The sequence below is a fragment of the Planococcus sp. BI3 genome, assembly GCF_056680115.1.
This window is the reverse complement of sequence record NZ_CM155266.1, coordinates 1,930,204-1,948,037: the sequence shown is the minus strand read 5'-3', so window position 1 is coordinate 1,948,037 and position 17,834 is coordinate 1,930,204. Positions and strand designations below refer to the sequence as shown.

The 17,834-nt window shown below is 40.8% G+C and carries 13 protein-coding genes; 12 read left to right on the top strand and 1 reads right to left on the bottom strand.

Translation table 11 applies throughout. The annotated features are described in order from the left end of the window. The first annotated feature begins 107 nt into the window (after positions 1-107). The 12 genes from AC1MEO_RS09725 (at position 108) to AC1MEO_RS09670 (ending at position 15,914) form a co-directional block, all read left to right on the top strand. Positions 108-2,867, top strand: coding sequence for a type I restriction endonuclease subunit R (locus AC1MEO_RS09725; RefSeq protein WP_480335976.1), 2,760 nt, complete (start codon positions 108-110; stop codon positions 2,865-2,867). A 344-nt stretch (positions 2,868-3,211) separates the two neighbouring features. Further along, entirely contained in the window at positions 3,212-4,795 is a 1,584-nt protein-coding gene (locus tag AC1MEO_RS09720; RefSeq protein WP_480335973.1) for a type I restriction-modification system subunit M, read from the top strand. Continuing rightward, positions 4,770-5,942 (top strand): restriction endonuclease subunit S, encoded by a 1,173-nt coding sequence (locus tag AC1MEO_RS09715; RefSeq protein ID WP_480335971.1) that lies wholly within the window; start codon positions 4,770-4,772, stop codon positions 5,940-5,942. The genes AC1MEO_RS09720 and AC1MEO_RS09715 overlap by 26 nt, the downstream gene beginning before the upstream one ends. 89 nt (positions 5,943-6,031) lie before the next feature. Then, entirely contained in the window at positions 6,032-7,702 is a 1,671-nt protein-coding gene (locus tag AC1MEO_RS09710; protein ID WP_480335969.1) for an AAA family ATPase, read from the top strand. Between the two features lie 3 nt (positions 7,703-7,705). Next, positions 7,706-8,968 (top strand): hypothetical protein, encoded by a 1,263-nt coding sequence (locus AC1MEO_RS09705; protein WP_480335967.1) that lies wholly within the window; start codon positions 7,706-7,708, stop codon positions 8,966-8,968. 367 nt (positions 8,969-9,335) lie between these two features. Then, positions 9,336-10,334 (top strand): macro domain-containing protein, encoded by a 999-nt coding sequence (locus tag AC1MEO_RS09700; RefSeq protein WP_480335965.1) that lies wholly within the window; start codon positions 9,336-9,338, stop codon positions 10,332-10,334. An 81-nt stretch (positions 10,335-10,415) separates the two neighbouring features. Then, positions 10,416-11,066, top strand: coding sequence for a vWA domain-containing protein (locus AC1MEO_RS09695; RefSeq protein ID WP_480335963.1), 651 nt, complete (start codon positions 10,416-10,418; stop codon positions 11,064-11,066). A 474-nt stretch (positions 11,067-11,540) separates the two neighbouring features. Then, the gene (locus AC1MEO_RS09690) at positions 11,541-12,164 is read left to right on the top strand and encodes an EcsC family protein (protein ID WP_480335961.1); all 624 of its coding nucleotides are present in this window, start codon (positions 11,541-11,543) and stop codon (positions 12,162-12,164) included. A 187-nt stretch (positions 12,165-12,351) separates the two neighbouring features. Then, positions 12,352-12,945, top strand: coding sequence for a DUF4230 domain-containing protein (locus AC1MEO_RS09685; protein ID WP_480335959.1), 594 nt, complete (start codon positions 12,352-12,354; stop codon positions 12,943-12,945). 217 nt (positions 12,946-13,162) lie between these two features. Then, positions 13,163-13,489: an ABC transporter permease subunit gene (locus AC1MEO_RS09680; RefSeq protein ID WP_480335957.1), complete on the top strand. Its 327-nt coding sequence runs from the start codon at positions 13,163-13,165 to the stop codon at positions 13,487-13,489. Between the two features lie 300 nt (positions 13,490-13,789). Continuing rightward, complete coding sequence (locus tag AC1MEO_RS09675; RefSeq protein WP_480335955.1) at positions 13,790-15,139, top strand: PQQ-dependent sugar dehydrogenase; 1,350 nt, start codon at positions 13,790-13,792, stop codon at positions 15,137-15,139. 448 nt (positions 15,140-15,587) lie between these two features. Continuing rightward, the gene (locus AC1MEO_RS09670; protein ID WP_480335953.1) at positions 15,588-15,914 is read left to right on the top strand and encodes a hypothetical protein; all 327 of its coding nucleotides are present in this window, start codon (positions 15,588-15,590) and stop codon (positions 15,912-15,914) included. A 77-nt stretch (positions 15,915-15,991) separates the two neighbouring features. On the opposite strand, the gene AC1MEO_RS09665 is transcribed toward AC1MEO_RS09670, so the two are convergent. Beyond that, positions 15,992-17,521 (bottom strand): FAD-dependent monooxygenase, encoded by a 1,530-nt coding sequence (locus AC1MEO_RS09665; RefSeq protein WP_480335951.1) that lies wholly within the window; start codon positions 17,519-17,521, stop codon positions 15,992-15,994. Between the last annotated feature and the right edge of the window lie 313 nt (positions 17,522-17,834).

Here is a 17,834-nt window from a genome sequence, read left to right as displayed (position 1 = left end):
CTTTTTCTTTGCAATAAAACTCATAAATAATAATCCATTAGCCTAATTCACCCTCATTCGTGGTAAAATTATGTAAATTACTGCGGAAATTTGAAAGGGGCAGGCACATGGTTTATCAATCCCAAACACAGTCCGAAGCACAGCTGGAAAAAGAGATGATTGAGCAGCTTGCTCAAATGGGATACGAGAAAGTCCCGATTCCTTCCATCAAAAAACTACAAGAGAACTTCCGTGTACAAATGAACCGATTAAACAAAGAAAACCTCAAAGAGACCAATTTATCCGATAAGGAATTCGAACGCCTTCTTTTAACAATAGAAGGAAGGAGCGTCTACGAATCTGCGAAGCTGTTGCGGGATAAACAGACAATAGCACGGGATGACGACAGCACGCTTTATCTCCAATTGATGGATACCCAGAACTACACCAACAACCATCTCCAAGTCACCCATCAAACCACAGTCGTTGGCCGCTACACCAACCGCTACGATGTGACGTTGCTGGTCAATGGCTTGCCGCTCGTGCAGGTCGAACTGAAGAAACGGGGCCTCCATTTCGTCGAGAGCTTCAACCAAATCATGCGCTACCGTAAAGATTCCTACGGTGGTCTATTTAACTTTCTGCAGGTTTTCGTTGCGTCCAATGGTGTGGACAGCAAGTACTTTGCCAACTCCGACCGGGAACCGATGAAGAGCCTGATGTTCTTCTGGTCCGATGATGCGAATAAGCGCATCACCAAACTGGATGCTTTTACGGCGTCGTTCCTGGAACCGCAGATGATTCAAAACGTCATCACCAAATACATGGTCATCAACGATACCGATAAGCATTTGATGGTCATGCGCCCTTACCAGATTTTCGCCGTGGAGCGGATCTTAGAGCAAGTGATCAACAGCAACGACAACGGCTACGTCTGGCACACGACCGGGAGCGGCAAGACGCTGACTTCCTTCAAGGCCAGTGAACTCTTGACACAGGAACAGGACATCAAGAAAGTCATTTTCCTCGTCGACCGGGTAGACTTGGATGACCAGACAATGAAAGAGTTCAATAAATTCCAGGAAGGGTCAGTCGACCGAACCACGAAAACCAGCGTCTTGGTCAAGCAATTGGAAAACACCCAACAAAAACTGATCATCACCACCATCCAAAAGATGGCGTATGCCGTGAAGAACGAGCGCTACAAAGACATCATGGCGCTTTATGAAAATGAAAAAGTCGTCTTCGTCATCGATGAATGCCATCGTTCCCAGTTCGGCGACATGAACCTGCTCATCAAAAAGCATTTTAAACGAGCCCAATACATCGGCTTTACCGGCACCCCTCTATTTGTCGCGAATAAAAGCCAAGACGGCCGCACCACTTCCGACTTGTTCCAGGACTGCCTGCATTCTTACTTGATCAAAGACGCCATCCATGACGGCAACGTCCTTGGCTTCTCGGTTGAATACATCAGCACCATCAAAGAAAAAGCACTGGGCGACGATGTCACGAAAGTACCCGGCATCGACCGGCAGGAACTTTGGCTGGCAGACGAACGGATTGGTATGATTGCCGAGCATATCGCGAGCATCCATCACAATAAAACCCACAACAGGAAATATACCGGCATGCTGGCGGTGGAAAGCATCCCGGCAGCCATTAAGTATTACGACGCTTTCAAGAAGCTCGATACCGGCCTGAAGATCACCACCATCTACAGCTATGGCACGAATGAAGACAGCGACGACAACCAGGAACATTCCCGCCATGCACTCGAACGCGTCATGGGCGATTTCAATAAAGAATTCGGCACCAACCACAAAACCGATAACACGTCTTCTTATTTTGCAGATGTGTCGAAAAAAGTGAAAGCAGCACAACTCGATCTGCTCATCGTCGTCAATATGTTTCTGACCGGTTTTGACGCCAAAACCTTGAGTACGCTATATGTCGATCGGCCCTTGCAGTATCATGGATTGATCCAAGCCTATTCCCGGACCAACCGCGTCGAAGGGCCGAAAAAAATGTACGGCAATATCGTCTGTTACCGCAATTTGAAAGACAAAACAGATGAAGCAGTCCGGCTGTTTTCTCAGACGGGCGACACTGGCACCGTGCTGATGAAAGAGTATAATGAGTACTTGGCAGATTTCAAAGATCAACTCGGTGCTTTGCTGGAAATTGCGGCTACACCGGAAGCGGTCGATGAGCTGGAAGGCGAGACGAAAGAGAAGGAATTCGTCATCACATTCCGTGATCTGACAAAAGTGCTGACCAAGCTGAAAACATTCGTCGATTATGAATTCAACCCGGAAGATATGGGGATGGATGAACAAACCTATAACGATTTCAAAAGTAAGTTTCTTCATCTATATGACAACACCCGAGACGGTAAAGACAAAGTCTCCGTCATCAACGACGTCGACTTTGAAATCGAATTGATCCAGACCGACCGGATCAATGTCGATTATATATTGGAACTGCTGCGCAACATCAATTATGAAAACAAGCAAGAACGCGACACAGCTGTACGTCGTGCCATCAAGGAAGTCAATGAAGCTTCGAGCGATGACATGCGCCTGAAACGGGAACTGTTGCTTGAGTTCCTGAAAGGCGTTGCCCCAACCTTGACCAATAACGATTCGGTCGACCAAAAATACCGTGACTTTGAAAGTGAGCGGCGCAAAAAGGAAATCCAGGCGATGTCCGAGAAAGTGCAAGTCGCTGAAGAAAAGCTGGAGTATTTCATGAAGGAATACGAGTTTAGCGGCGTGTCACCTGATCAGGAAATCAACGATGCCATCAAGGCGCCATTCAAAGAAAAGCGCAAACGCGTCCAGGCATTGAAGGACTTCATCTATGACAATGTCCGGAAGTACTCGTAAGTTCTAAGACGAAATGGCATCTTATTTTGAAGAAATCGCTCCAGGCGGACGCTTTCCGGGGGCACGGCTTCAGCCGCTTCCCTCGCTGCGCTCAGTCCAGGGTCTTCAGCTCGTGCTGATCCCCCAGGAGTCGCCGCCTTCCGCTCTTTTTTCTAAGCAGCAATTCGGAGATGCGCAGGGGCTAAGTCAAGAGAAAGCAAAGTCTCGCGTATAGATGACAGACCCAACAAGCTCCGCGCCTAGGTGTCAGACACAATTGTTCCTCAAATTGTGAATGACGCGGGGGCGCAATTATAGAACACCTAAAAATATCTATCACATAACCACCTAAAAGGAGAATCACAATGACAACTTCAGAAAAACAACGTCAGCAACAGGCTGAATTGCATAAGAAACTATGGACGATGGCCAATGACCTGCGCGGCCAGATGGAAGCCTATGATTTTAAGAACTACATCCTGGGCTTAATCTTTTACCGCTACCTATCAGAAAAGACAGAAGCACGTATTGCGAAGCTATTGGAAGAAGACAATATTTCGTATGAAGATGCATGGAAAGACGAAGAGTACCGTGAAGGCCTAATTGAAACGTTGCTTGAAGAAATCGGCTTTGTCATCGAACCGGAATACCTGTTTTCGTCAATGGTGACGGAAATTCCAAAAGGCGATAAAGGGACCTTTGATGTAGAGCTTCTGCATAAAGCGATCAAAGCGATTGAAGAATCAACGCTGGGCACGAACAGCCAGCAGGACTTTGAGCATCTTTTCGATGATATGGATCTGACATCCACAAAACTTGGCCGTGATGTGAAATCGCGCTCGAAACTGATCGCGAAGATCATCCTCAGCATCAACGACATTCCGTTCCTGCATGATGATGTGGATATCGATGTATTGGGTGATGCTTATGAATACCTAATTTCGCAGTTTGCGGCAAATGCCGGCAAAAAAGCGGGCGAGTTCTATACGCCGCAGCAAGTATCAAAAATCCTGGCGAAAATAGTTACGCACGACAAGCCGAACTTGAAGAATGTCTACGACCCGACTTGTGGGTCAGGTTCCTTGATACTGCGCGTTGCCAAAGAATCGAATGTCCGCTTGTTCTACGGACAGGAACTGACAACGACGACATTCAACTTGGCGCGCATGAACATGCTGCTGCATGACTTGCGCTATACCGATTTTGACATCAAGAATGATGATACATTAGAAAACCCGAAACATGTCGATATGCGTTTTGAAGCAGTCGTAGCCAATCCGCCTTACTCCGCCAACTGGAGTGCAGACGCAAAGTATTTGGACGACGAACGATTCAGCGACTACGGACGTCTGGCACCAAAATCAAAAGCTGATTTTGCGTTTGTCCAGCACATGATCCATCAACTGGATGACAACGGCACGATGGCGGTTGTCTTGCCGCATGGTGTGTTGTTCCGCGGAGCGGCAGAAGGAATCATCCGCCAGTTCCTAATTGAAGAAAAGAACTATTTGGACGCAGTCATCGGCTTGCCGGCCAATGTGTTTTTCGGTACGTCTATTCCTACGTGTGTCTTGGTATTCAAAAAGACGCGCAAAGCAGAAGATAATGTTATCTTCATCGATGCTTCGAAAGAATTTGAAAAAGGCAAGAACCAGAACAACCTGACTGATGAAAACGTCGGTAAGATTGTTGATACGTATAAATCACGTGAAACGATTGAACGGTATTCTTATGCAGCAAGTTTGGAAGAGATTAAAGAGAATGACTACAACCTGAATATCCCCCGTTACGTTGATACTTTCATTGAAGAAGAGCCAGTGGATCTGGAAGCTGTGCAGGTGAGATTGACTGAAATTGATCAGGAAATTGAAGAGATTGATCGGGAATTAGAGCAGTATTTTAAGGAATTGGGGGTTGGATTAAGTGAACGTACCTCAGTTGAGATTTGATGGGTTTAAGGAATCATGGACAAAGGTAGAACTTAAAGATATTGCTGAAGGTATTACAGCCGGTAAATCTGATTTTGGTTCAAAATTAATCGAAACTGTAAATATTATTCCTGTTTTGGGTTCTACAGGAATAATTGGGTATAGAGCTGATGCTGAGTATAAAGGAGATTTTATTCTAATCGCAAGAGTCGGTGCGAATGCTGGTAGAGTGAATTACTATTCGGGTGAAGTTGGTATTAGTGATAACACAATATTTTTACAACCAAAAAAAGATAGTGATTTCAAATTTTTACTCAACTACTTGTACAGTATTGATTTAAATAAACTATCTTTTGGATCAGGCCAACCACTAATTAAATCTAGCGAACTAAAAAAGTTGTCCCTTTATATCCCTTCACTTCCAGAGCAAAAAAAAATATCTGCTTTTTATACTGTGCTCAATCGTAAAATCGAAATACAGAAAGAAAAAATTGAGAAGCTGGAGCAGTTTAAAAAAGGCATGATGCAGAAGATTTTCTCACAGGAGTTGCGGTTAAAAGATGAGGATGGCGGGGAGTTTCCAGAGTGGAAAGTGAAAAGCTTAATGGAGCTAGGTGAATTCAAAAGAAGCTACTCTTTTTCTAGAAGTTATGAGGGAGAAGGAAAGTATTTTCATATACATTATGGAGATATTCACACTAAACTAAATTCTATAATCGACACTGACACTGAGTTGCCGAATATTAATGTTAATGGAGATTTAGAAGAGTTGGAGGTAGGAGATATCTTATTTGCTGATGCATCTGAAGATTATAAAGACTTAGGAAAAGCAGTTGTCATAATAAATAATGAAAATAAAAAAATAGTGGCGGGCCTACATACTCATAGGTTTCGACCGTCTTCTTTAATAAACCCTGTTTATCTTATGTACTTTACTAAAACAGATTATTATTCTTCATTCATAAGAATGTATGGCACAGGAGTATCAGTACTCGGAATTTCAAAAACTAATCTTGGAATAATGGATGTTCCTATTCCTTCAGTAAAAGAGCAAGAAAAAATAGCAGATTATCTTTTGAGTATTGAGAAAAAGATTAAAAAGGAAAAAGAGAAGTTGTTGGCTTTGGAGGAAGAGAAAAAAGGGTTTATGCAGGGGATGTTTATATGAAATTATATGTCTATATCTTTGGTTCTTCAATTAAAATATAAATTAGTAATATTATTTTAAACTGCAATTCATACAAAGGAGAAGTGTAAATGAATCAAATTAGAATTAGAAACTTACGTAGTCTTAAAAACACTGGATATATAGATATAAAGCCTTTAACAATACTTGTAGGAAAAAATAGTTCTGGAAAAAGTACATTTCTTAGATTTTTCCCTCTAATGAAGCAGACCCTTTCTACTAAAAAAATTGAGCCAATGCTTTGGTACAGTAAAGAAAATGTTGACTTTGGAAGTTTCGATGAAAGTTTGAATAATTCTAGTGAAGAAAAAATAATAGGATTCGATTTTAAATTTCATTTGAATGAGACTCGTCCATATATGAGAATAAAGAACGACATATCAACACCTATTTCATTAAGTGTTGATTTAAATGAAAAAAATATTATAAGAGTCAGTTTTTTAATCATGGAGAATGAAATTACTATTTATGAAGTCGAGAATGGATACAAAATAAAAATTAACGATGAAGAAACAACCGGTTTGTTCAACGTTCCAAGACCAACTGTTCTTGAAAATTTTTTACCTAGATTTATAGTAAGCAAGAAAATTAATGAGGAAGGGAAACTAGAAGGCGGTAGGGGCAGATCTGTATCTGATTACTATGAAAATATAGTTTATAATTATCTATTAGCTAAAAGTGATCAAGAAAATGACCAGAAATTTCAGAGTAGATTACGAATGCAAGTCAATTCTTTTTTTCAAGAATTAACCAGAAGAAATTTGGATTTAATAGCCAATAAAGACAGAGACTTAATAGAAAAAATAGAAAAATCTTTAGAAAGTCGTATAAATTCTCTTGAATTTCATATTGAGGATAATGAATTCGAATATAACGATGAGCTTAGCATTAATGGAAAAGGAACTAAAGTTGAGAATTACGTAACAGAAATACTTAAATCTTTAAATAATGAACAGTATGAAGAAATAAATAATTTGTTTTTAGGAGCATATTTAGAAAATTTAATCGATCAAACTAACAGTTATTTGTCTATTTATTTTTCTCATGTTCATTATATTGCACCAATTAGAGCAAGTGCCCAAAGGTATTATAGATTGCAAGGAGTTTCAGTAGACGAAATAGACCCTCAAGGTGAAAATATTCCAATGGCTATTAACCATTTGAACAAACAGAAAAAGAAACAGTTTAAAGAATGGATGAAACAAAGCTTTGGTTTTCAGATAGATACCAAAGCGACAGGTGGACATGTTACTCTAAACATCTCTTTTGACAATAATGAGAATCTTAACTTAACAGATACAGGATTTGGCTTTTCTCAAATACTTCCTATTTTATTACTTCTTTGGAGAATTGAAAGTAATACTAACACAGATCCAGTCAATAGAAAATTGTTATGGTTAAAGCAAAATAAATTCAATAATATTGTAATTGAACAACCAGAATTACATTTGCATCCAGCTCTTCAAGCGCGGTTAACAGATGCTTTAGTTAAATGTATTGAAAAAAGTAAAGAAAATGGAGTATTACTAAATATTATTATAGAGACCCATAGCGAAACTATTATTAATAGAGTTGGACAGTTGGTTTATAAAGAAAAGATTGATCAAAATTTAATTAATGTTTTAATTTTTGGAGATTTAGAAAGTCAAAATCCATCAGAAACCTCACTCACTAGTGTTGCATACGATGAAGAAGGTATTATCAAAGATTGGCCCTTAGGCTTCTTTTATCCGGAGGTATAAAGAATGTTGATATATTTGGATTCTTCTCTAGTAGACTATTTTACTCATACACCACCTTCACCTGGAGACCTTGAAGCACTAGATAATATAATCTCTAGCCATAGAAAAGGCTATCACTATATTTCTTCTACTAGAAGATGTTTAGAGTATTTTAGCAATTTAGACGGGCTAAGCCTACTCTGCAAACAACATTTAAAGATGTTAGAGCTGGATTATACAACTTCAGGAAACATATCTAGATATATAGAAACCAAGATTATTGTTATGCCTCCCCAATACTCATATAAAAGAGTCGATACTGAAATTCATGGAGAGTTCGGTAAACATTCATACTTCACATCTGTTTTTAAAATTCCATTATCTAGATTTCTTGAACCAGAGATGTCAGAAAAGACTAGAATGGTTTCTGAACATCTAGACGATTGTCATTTCTATGAATTCATTGCCAATAATTTTTCTGAACACAGACATTTGCCAAGCTCTATCGCTTTTGATCTTTTAAATGGAGGCGGAGATGTTACTTTTCAAGTTTTTGAAGAGAAAATAAATAAAAAGTATATAGTTTTCGCTATAGCAGATAGTGATAAAAGAGAACCTGAAGCAGCAATAGGTACAACAGGAAAAAAGGTAATTGAGGTATTTGATACATATAAAATTAATAACATTATAAATTATGAAATATTGCCGGTTCATGAGAAAGAAAATTTATTTTCTAGTATAATTTATGAAAAATTTGGTGAAAATATTAAAGAATCAGCATTAAAACAATTGAGGATTATAGAAGAAAACGATGGTAATAACAAAATTTTTCCTTATTTAGACCTTAAAGAAGGGTTGCATTCTGAAAATTATTTAAATTACTTTGATGAAGTTTTTGATATACCTAATCTTATTCCCAAAAAAGAAGAGGAATGTCGAAATTTTAATAATGAATTTAGTGGAACAAAAGAAGAGTTTTTGAGATATATTAACAGCCAAAAGATAATGACACGACAAAAAAAAGTGAAAATGTATTTAATTGAACCTTTAAGCTCCAATCCTTTGCGCAAATTTGATGTTATTAGTTTAAATAAAAGAATTAATGAAAAAATTAATACTATGCATCCAAATACACCTCAGATAATTAAGGAAAGAGAACAAGAAAATTTAAAAATACTTGATAATTTAGGTGAATATTTATTGGACTTTCAAAAAAGTTACTTTACTATCTTAGGTACACAAATTAAAGAATGGGGACTGGCCAATCCAAAGCGTTCTGCTTATTGATATGAAGGAACCGGTAAAATCAGTAGTAAAAAGAATTCTCATTGGATTTATATGGTGGTTAGGAAAAATCGGCTCAACTCTCTTGTTTGAAAATAAATAGGACCACTTCCCAGGTGCAGACACAATCCTAAACAATTTTTCCCGTACACAATAATTTATACTGCACGCATCGCCGCTCTGAGAAAATCAACTTTCCTCAAGCGGTTTTCTTATTCTTATGAGTGGTTCTCTGCTGTCCGAAGTGGCTCTAAAGCGTGTCCGTCTTGGTTCTATTTTATGGCACGAGTGGTTCTCAAGTCTGTCCTTCTTCAGCCCAAAAGTGAATGAAATCATAAACAATAAAAACCAACTAAAAGGAGATAGCCACATGCCACTGGAAATCGTACGAAATGACATCACGAAAATGAAAACCGATGCAATCGTCAACGCTGCAAACTCTAGTCTGAAGATGGGTGGCGGTGTGTGCGGTGCGATATTCCATGCAGCGGGAGCTCAAGCATTGCAAGAGGCATGCGACCGCATCGGCCATTGTGCTGTGGGTGAAGCAGTGTATACGGAGGCTTTTTCTCTAACTGCTGATTTCATCATCCACACGGTCGGGCCTGTTTGGGAAAGCGGAGACCATAATGAAGAAGCCCTGTTGCGGAACTGTTACCGCAACTCCTTGGAACTTGCAAATCAGCTCGAATGTGAATCAGTCTCGTTTCCACTCATCTCCACCGGAATCTTCGGCTATCCGAAAGAAGCGGCTTTGCGGATTGCCATTTCTGAAATCGAAGTTTTTCTAATCGATCACGAAATGCATATTTATCTGGTCGTATTCGACAAGCAGTCTTTCGGAATCAGTGAAAAGCTCTACCAGTCGATTTCCGCCTTTATTGATGAAAATGAAGTCACAGCAATGGAGAAAAAGGATAGCCGGTATCGGAGGGTAAGGGAGCCAAAGCTCGACTTGTATCCCCTGCTTGAAGAAAACAGAATGGAAGCCCCAATCGATATCAGTCTGGAAGATTTCTTTGAAGATATGGATGAATCATTTTCAGAACGGTTGCTCCGTTTTATTGACGAGAAAGGCATGACCGATACAGAGACCTATAAAAAAGCGAATATCGACCGGAAATTGTTTTCCAAGATTCGCACTTCCCCTGGGTACACGCCGATGAAAAAGACCATCGTCGCCTTTGCCATAACGCTGGAACTGGATCTTCATGAAACGGACAACCTGCTTGAAAAAGCGGGGTACAGGTTATCGCGCAGCCAACACTTCGATCTGATCATCATCTATTTCATTGAGCGGAAGATGTACAATATTCATGAGATTAACAATGCGTTATTTGCGTTTGACCAAACGCTCCTAGGTGCTTGAACTGTCGCTTCTAAAGCGACCTTTTCACCTCTAGAATATCATATCCTTAAGTTGGTAAGAAAACTTGAGGAGGAACACGAGATGAAAACGCAAACGACAGAACTGGTCTTTATTCTCGACAAAAGCGGTTCGATGGCAGGGCTCGAAAAGGATACAATAGGTGGCTTTAACGCCTTGCTTGAAAAACAACGCAAGCTTCCTGGCGAAGTCCGTGTCACGACGGTGTTGTTTAATCAGGGCTATGAACTGTTGCACGACCGGATTTCGCTGGAAGGCATTTCTCCGCTGACTGAGACGGATTATGAAGTGGGCGGCATGACGGCGCTGCTCGATGCGATCGGTTCAACGATCCAGAAAATAAGCAACGTGCAAAAAAACACCCTGCAAGACCAGCAAGCCGACAACGTGATGTTTGTCATCACTACGGATGGCATGGAAAATTCCAGCTGTGAATACAATTACAAAAAAATCCATGAAATGATTGCGCAGAAGAAAAGCGCAGCCAATTGGGAATTCATGTTTCTCGGTGCAAATATCGATGCGGTGGCCACTGCTAGCCAATTCGGAGTCGAGGAGGAATTCGCGGTCAACTACCATGCAGACGCGGAAGGCACCGAGCTGAATTACCAAGTGGTGAGTGAAGCGGTCGCTTCTTTCCGGAAAGGGAAGAAGATTGATCGTGAGTGGAAGAAGGATATTGAGAAGGATTATAATTCGCGTGGGAAGAAATAAAGTCTGCTCGTTTCCTTCTCGATTTATGCAATCGCAAAATTGTAAGATATAGCCTGGGCGATCATAAAGACGCTGCCCGGGTTGAAGGAACTTCCAAGAGACTGTTATATCCAAAATGAAAAGTAAAAATGCCTTGCCGACAAAAAAACGGAAAGGCATTTTCTTTTCTAAGAAACTAGGTTTCCCCACGGACGCTTACTTTTAAAAAGCGTCCGTGGGAACAAAAGAATTCTAAGCGATGTTGATTAAACATTACAATTTCATACATAACCACACCGACTGCAACAGCATTTCGGTGTGGTTTTTCTTTTTCTCCATTCTTATATATTAAATTGTAAATTTGTCGCTTCCAAGGAAGAAGAAATAAAAAAACACTACTTTTTATCCTTTTATTAGAAAATTATGAGTTAATTTTTCTTAATACCTGTTAAACTAAAATTCAATAAACTTAGTTTTAAATAGGAGGAAAAATTTGTGGCAGCAGACGAAGTTTCAATCGGGAAAGTGCAACAAATGTTGGATTGGGCATATGAAAAATCTTTAGATGGTATTCCTGGAATGGATTCAGCTTATGAAATGGCGGAGAATTTTTTATCAAAACATGATTCCGCTGATCAAGCAATAGACAGTTTGATTCGGTGGCAAAATACTAAAGCCGCCACTAGTGGCTTTCTTACCGGATTGGGTGGAATAATTATAATGCCTGTTACTTTGCCCGCAAATATTGCTTCTGTTATGTATGTCCAAGTTAGAATGATAGCAGCTATTGCACACATGAAAGGCTATGACTTAAAAGATGATCAAGTTAAAACTTTTGTGTTTGTTTGCCTAACGGGAAAATCAGCATCGGATATATTCAAGTCAACTGGTATTAAAGTAGGTAATGCCTTTGCAAAGCAAGGCGTTATAAAGATACCAGGTAAAGTGATTTTAGCTATAAATCAAAAAGTTGGTTTTAGATTACTCACGAAATTTGGAGAAAAAGGATTAATAAATTTAGGGAAAGCCATACCCATAGCTGGCGGCGTTATTGGCGGAGCTGTCGATGGAATAGGAACCGGGATAATTGGAAAGACAGCCAAGAAGGTGTTTGTCTGAGTACAGAGAATTATGATAGCTTCTCTGGCAAAACATATCTACAGCTTCATATATAAAATTTCCACTTCCAAACCTATGGATTTATACCAGTTAAAAAATCAAATATATATTCATTCGATCCAAAAGCAAAAGGATAGATTATCTTGTTGCCTAAACGAGTGGAAGGATATGTGAGGAGCAAATTCAGATGAAAAAGCTGTTAGTAGGAGTTATTATTTCAATGTTACTTATTGTAATCGCCGGTTTGGTTGTTTTTATTCAATTTAAACCATTTGGTATTACTTCTAGCCAAAGTTCTAATACGTCTTTAATCCAGGAGCGAGTCGTGGAGGTGTCAGAGCTGGCGACATTGAAGTATGAGTACAGTAAAGCAATGGTAAATCGGGATGACAGGAAAATTCTGATGACTGATATTCGCTTTGCAGAGACGATAAAGCTCGTAGAGTACACGGGATATCTGAAAGCTGGGTCGGATCTTTCGAAAGTGGAAGTGGCCTATGACGAAGTGGGCAAACAAGTTACAGTTAGAGTTCCAAAAGCGAAAGTTCTGGATAATGTTGTCGAGCTCGAAAATTTGAAGATTGAAGATGTGAAAGGGAATATCTTTTTAGATCCTCCTACCCAGAAAATTATTGAAGACATCAATACTGAAAAAAAGAAATTTGAAGAAGAGAAAATCGAGCAAGGATTTTTAACGGAAGCCGATAAAAGAACAGAGGAAGTTTTAAAGTCATTCTTAAAATCCGATGAAGAAAATGAAATAATCATTGAATTTTATTGAAAATAACGCCCTGTCTCAAATCCCATTCAGTTTATTAACTACAATTGCATGAGGAATAAGCCGTAACCAAAAACCTCAATGGTTAACGGATACGGCTTTCGTATTTTTATCTCAAGAGGTAACTATTCATAATTTTTTCTTACACAGGGACAATCTGGGGACTGCTGGAAATGATGATAGTTGGAAGTTCAGTGTAATTGCGGCTTCATTCCTGTGGTTGGGTAGGCCTAGGCTGACCCGTTCGCTGGCACTGCAGGAGAAAGAGCTTGATTGGATCAATGCTTCAAGAACCCTGGGGAGTAACCCAATCAAAATCATATTTTCACAGATGATGCCGAACCTGGTGGGTATCATCATCGTAAACGGAACATTATCACTTGCTGCAAATATTGGCATAGAGTCGGGGCTGTCTTTCCTCGACTTTGGTTTCCTTGAAGCCTACCTGTCTCTTGGAACCTTGCATTCTTATGCGCCCCATACCCAGACACTGCAACACAGACGGTGGGTATGGCTTTGGCAGCATTGCGGATCTATGTGTATGTAACATCTGCCAACCATTACGCCGTGCAGGGGGACGCGAGACAAAGACAGGCTGAATACATCACAAAAGGCAGCAACTCCGGTTGTTGTCTTTTAATAAGCTATTGTTACAAGAATTTAGTAATTGTCACAGGAAAGTAACATAATTGTTTTATTTTTAGTAAATTCGGGTAATTTATTTTCAAAGACGTTTCATAATTTTTAGTTTTGATATGAAAGTCTTACCTGATTTTTATACTGGGTTTTAGGGTGCTGAATTTTAATCTCTATTCAGTTTACTATTTTAGAAAAGGGAGGAAAAACGATGGCGAAATTTTCGTGGGCAAGATTAATGCTCTTTACAATGCTGATCTTTGTATTGGCTTTGGCAGCATGTGGCAATGATGAAACTTCAAACGAAGAATCACCTGCTGATTCGGATGCTACAACAGAAGAAAGTGCTGAAACAGAAGAAGGTGTTGAAGAGGGCACTGAAGAAGCCGCTGAAGAGGGCACTGAAGGAGTCGATGATGGAAGTGCAGAATCTCAACCAAAAGTTACTGAGTTTGAACCAGCATTTCCAGAACAAACAAGAGCACCTGCAGTAGTGACTGAAACAGAACTTAATGAAGAAGTTGTTGTTGACGGTCTTGGCGTGTCTTGGGGTATGGAAGAGTTTGAACCAAACCGCTTACTTGTTACGCAAAGAGATTCAGCAGAACTTCTTATTGTAAACCTTGATGAGTTCGCTGTTTCAGAACCAATCGAAGGTACACCAGAAGTAAATAGCGAAGGTCAGGGTGGTTTACTTGATGTAGCCGTTGCACCTGATTTTGACGAATCAAGAATGGTATTTCTGACGTATTCTGAAGATGCTGAAGATGGTACTGTAACTGCAGTCGGTAAAGGTGTTTTATCAGAAGATGAAACTTCACTGGAAAACTTTGAAACAATCTTCCAAGCAACACCAGCATATGAAGGTGACTTACACTATGGTGGACGTATTATCTTTGATGAGGATGGCAACCTATTCTTAACAACTGGTGAACGTTCAGATGATCCAATTCGCGAACGTGCGCAAGACTTGGATGCTTACTTAGGCAAAGTCATTCACATTACACAAGATGGAGAAGCAGTAGATACGAATCCATTTATCGAAGATGAAGAAGCACTGGATGGTATTTACAGCTACGGTCACCGTAATATTCAAGGTGTGGACTTCCACCCTGAAACAGGAGACTTGTGGATTGTTGAATTCGGTCCACAAGCTGGGGATGAACTGAATATTGTTGAACCAGGCAATAATTATGGATGGCCGATTGTTTCTTATGGCATCGAGTACACTGGTGAATTAATCAATGGTGGTATTTCAGAACACGAGGCGCAAGGCTTTATTGAACCAAGATATTATTGGGATCCAACAAGTGCGCCAAGTGGTAGTTCATTCTATGATAACGATGCAATTCCTGAATGGGAGAACAACTTGTTCATCGGTGGTTTAGTGTCGAGCTATATTGCACGTGTCGTTATTGAAGGTGACACCATCGTTGGAGAAGAACGTCTATTAACTGATAAAGGCGAACGTTTCCGTGATATTCTTGTAACTGAGGATGGCGCGCTTATTGCAAGCACTGATGGCGGTACGATTTATAAGATTACTGCAGCAGATGAATGAAAACGCGCCACTGTGTCAAAAAGGATTGAGTTCATTAACTACAACTGCATGAAGAATAAGCCGTATCTCGTAGCCTCAAAGGTTAACAGATACGGCTTTCGTATTTTTATCTAAGAAGTAATTGACTTTGATGAAGAACTTAATGCTGTTCAGATTTCCATAAGCAGTATATCTGGGATCATATACACCGGCTGATCAATAAAATTAGCGTATCTCTCGGCGCTTGTTGCGCTTTATTCAAGCTCATATTTTGTTTGGGAGTTGTGTCGTTCCCTGGGAAGTGGGATTCTCAAGTACTAACATGCAAAAAAGTATGTGAGCTATCCTAAATAATCACGATAGTTGCTAAATGAACTAAATATTCTAATATTTTTAATCTTTTGACTGGAAAACGAACGTAAGTTCTGTTATATTAAATGCATACCACTATGGAATGAGGTGTATTTCGATGGTGCTTGCAATCAAAGAAGTGAACGGATTTGAAAAAGGAAAGAAATATACGAAGGAGCTTGAGTTTGTTTCTTGCTTTGAAAACGACGAATATCGAATAATCGCTTTAATAGATAGAGATGGCAATGTTTTTTATTGGACAACTACAGAAAATTCGCTTGAATATCGAAACTTCCGCAAAAAAGCTACTTACACATTTAAAGTTAGCTATATTTCTACAATAGTCGGTCCTTCCAGACCTAAGGTCATTATTGCGGAATTGAATGATGGAACAGCTGAAAACGGCATGTATGGTAAGGCAGAGCAATATAAATTAAATGCTTAATATAAATTTGTAAGAAGAGGCTAAAGGAATGATCCCATCACGGACCTATTCCTCCAGCCTCTTTTATATTTCTATCCTCACTCCGCTCCAAAAGCCACAATCCCATAAGCCTCCAAATACATTTTCAACACACGCACCCATTGTTTTTCAGTTGCAAGCGCCACATGCCCATCCGGCCGAATCAGGTACAGCGCATCTTGCTTGAATCCTGCGTCTTTCATCTGTGCTTCCCAGGCAAACTCATGGAGCTGGAGCGATTGCGAGTGGGCAAAGTCAATGAGCTCGGGCTGTGCTTTGCCGTATATATGGATTTGCCAATCGGCTGAGCGCAGCGGCGCAAAATTATCGCCTATGTCAGTTTTGATCCAAGGCAAGCGCATGCCGCCGTAGACTTTGCCGGCTTTGCCTTTGCTCAAGAGGCTGTTGCGGTAATTGATGTGGATTTGAGACAAGATCTTAAACGCATTTTTTGAGGGGAAGGAAAATTTGAATACTGACGGCAGGACATAGGGTACGGCATACTCCCGCAGCAACGTGCCGCGCAGTTTTTGGCTGACGATCGTTTGGAACGCTTTGTCGGTTGTCGCGATCAACCGGCGCGCAAAGACGATTCGCTCTTTTTCGTAGGTGCTCAATATTATAGGGTCGCCTTTACCTTGAACTACCGCTGCGAGTTTCCACGCCAGATTGAGGGCGTCCCCAATGCCGGTGTTCATGCCTTGTCCACCGGCAGGGCTGTGCAGGTGGGCGGCGTCGCCTAAGATGAAGACGCGCCCTTTGGCAAAGTGCTCGCTTACGCGGTTATGGACGCGGTAGGTCGAAAACCAATTGACCTTGGCCGCGTGCACACGGATTTTGTTTTCAATGTACTCGCTGATGTCATGGTACTCGAGATCGGTGCGTTCGTTCAATTCCTCGGGCACAATGCCGAGGATTCGTTTGGTGTTGGCGTTGCGGACGGACATATAGAGCATAAAGCCGTCATTGTCCATGTACATGTTCATCTTTTGCATGTTGTCTGTCGGTTTCTCGGTTTCGATATCGGCGACAAAAAATAATTGCTTGTACGTGCCGCCGGGAAAGTCGAGTCCCAGTCCTTTTCGGACCATGCTGCCGGCTCCGTCGCATCCGCATAAATAGGCAAATTCTGCTGTTTCTTCTGGCTGTCCTTGTTGCTGCATCACGGCGTTCACGCCAGCTCCCGTGTCTTCAAAAGAAAGCAACGCGGTATTCCATTCCACTTCGACGCCAATTTTGCTTAATTCGTCCACCAGAATTTCTTCGTGCTCGTCTTGCGGTAAACTCAAGATAAACGGAAACGGACTCAGCCCTTTGCCCAACTCATGGAATTTCACTGTGGCTCTCACTCGTTTGCCGTCGCTGACATCCAGCGACAAAATCGGATGGCCCCGCTTGATGTTGCGTTCGGCCAGGCCCAGTTGCTCGTACTGCTCCAATATGCGCGCATGCACGGCAAGCGCACGTGACGCTGTGCCGGTTCCTGCGTTTTTATCGATGATCCGAAAGGGCACGCCTTGACGCGCCAGGCTATAGGCAAGAGCCAGGCCAGTGGGGCCAGCTCCGACGATTAAGATTTGTGGGTTCATCCTAGAGACCTCCTAATGAGTATCACGCCTGCTGATCGATCCAGTTTCAAGTGTCATGTAAAGCTATAAAATCGGGTATAGGAAAAGTGCTTATAAGAAAAAAACAGGTGATACCGAACCGAAAAGATCTTGTACAGCTACTATATCCTTAATCGACCCATTTCAAGCAAGGGACGCTCAAAAAAATTGTGTCGTCCTGGGACAAGAAATAATTCTGAACGTTTCTGACAAAACAATACGATTTAAACACGGAGCAATTAGGGGAACGTGATAGAATATCAGGTAGTGGGATATTAAATCTTCATATAGTAAG

Excerpts from the sequence above, each read along its gene's own strand:
- AC1MEO_RS09725 (WP_480335976.1), top strand. The coding sequence starts at position 108 with ATGGTTTATCAATCCCAAACACAGTCCGAAGCACAGCTGGAAAAAGAG.
- AC1MEO_RS09720 (WP_480335973.1), top strand. The coding sequence starts at position 3,212 with ATGACAACTTCAGAAAAACAACGTCAGCAACAGGCTGAATTGCATAAG.
- AC1MEO_RS09710 (WP_480335969.1), top strand. The coding sequence starts at position 6,032 with ATGAATCAAATTAGAATTAGAAACTTACGTAGTCTTAAAAACACTGGA.
- AC1MEO_RS09705 (WP_480335967.1), top strand. The coding sequence starts at position 7,706 with ATGTTGATATATTTGGATTCTTCTCTAGTAGACTATTTTACTCATACA.
- AC1MEO_RS09700 (WP_480335965.1), top strand. The coding sequence starts at position 9,336 with ATGCCACTGGAAATCGTACGAAATGACATCACGAAAATGAAAACCGAT.
- AC1MEO_RS09695 (WP_480335963.1), top strand. The coding sequence starts at position 10,416 with ATGAAAACGCAAACGACAGAACTGGTCTTTATTCTCGACAAAAGCGGT.
- AC1MEO_RS09685 (WP_480335959.1), top strand. The coding sequence starts at position 12,352 with ATGAAAAAGCTGTTAGTAGGAGTTATTATTTCAATGTTACTTATTGTA.
- AC1MEO_RS09675 (WP_480335955.1), top strand. The coding sequence starts at position 13,790 with ATGGCGAAATTTTCGTGGGCAAGATTAATGCTCTTTACAATGCTGATC.
- AC1MEO_RS09670 (WP_480335953.1), top strand. The coding sequence starts at position 15,588 with ATGGTGCTTGCAATCAAAGAAGTGAACGGATTTGAAAAAGGAAAGAAA.
- AC1MEO_RS09665 (WP_480335951.1), bottom strand. The coding sequence starts at position 17,521 with ATGAACCCACAAATCTTAATCGTCGGAGCTGGCCCCACTGGCCTGGCT.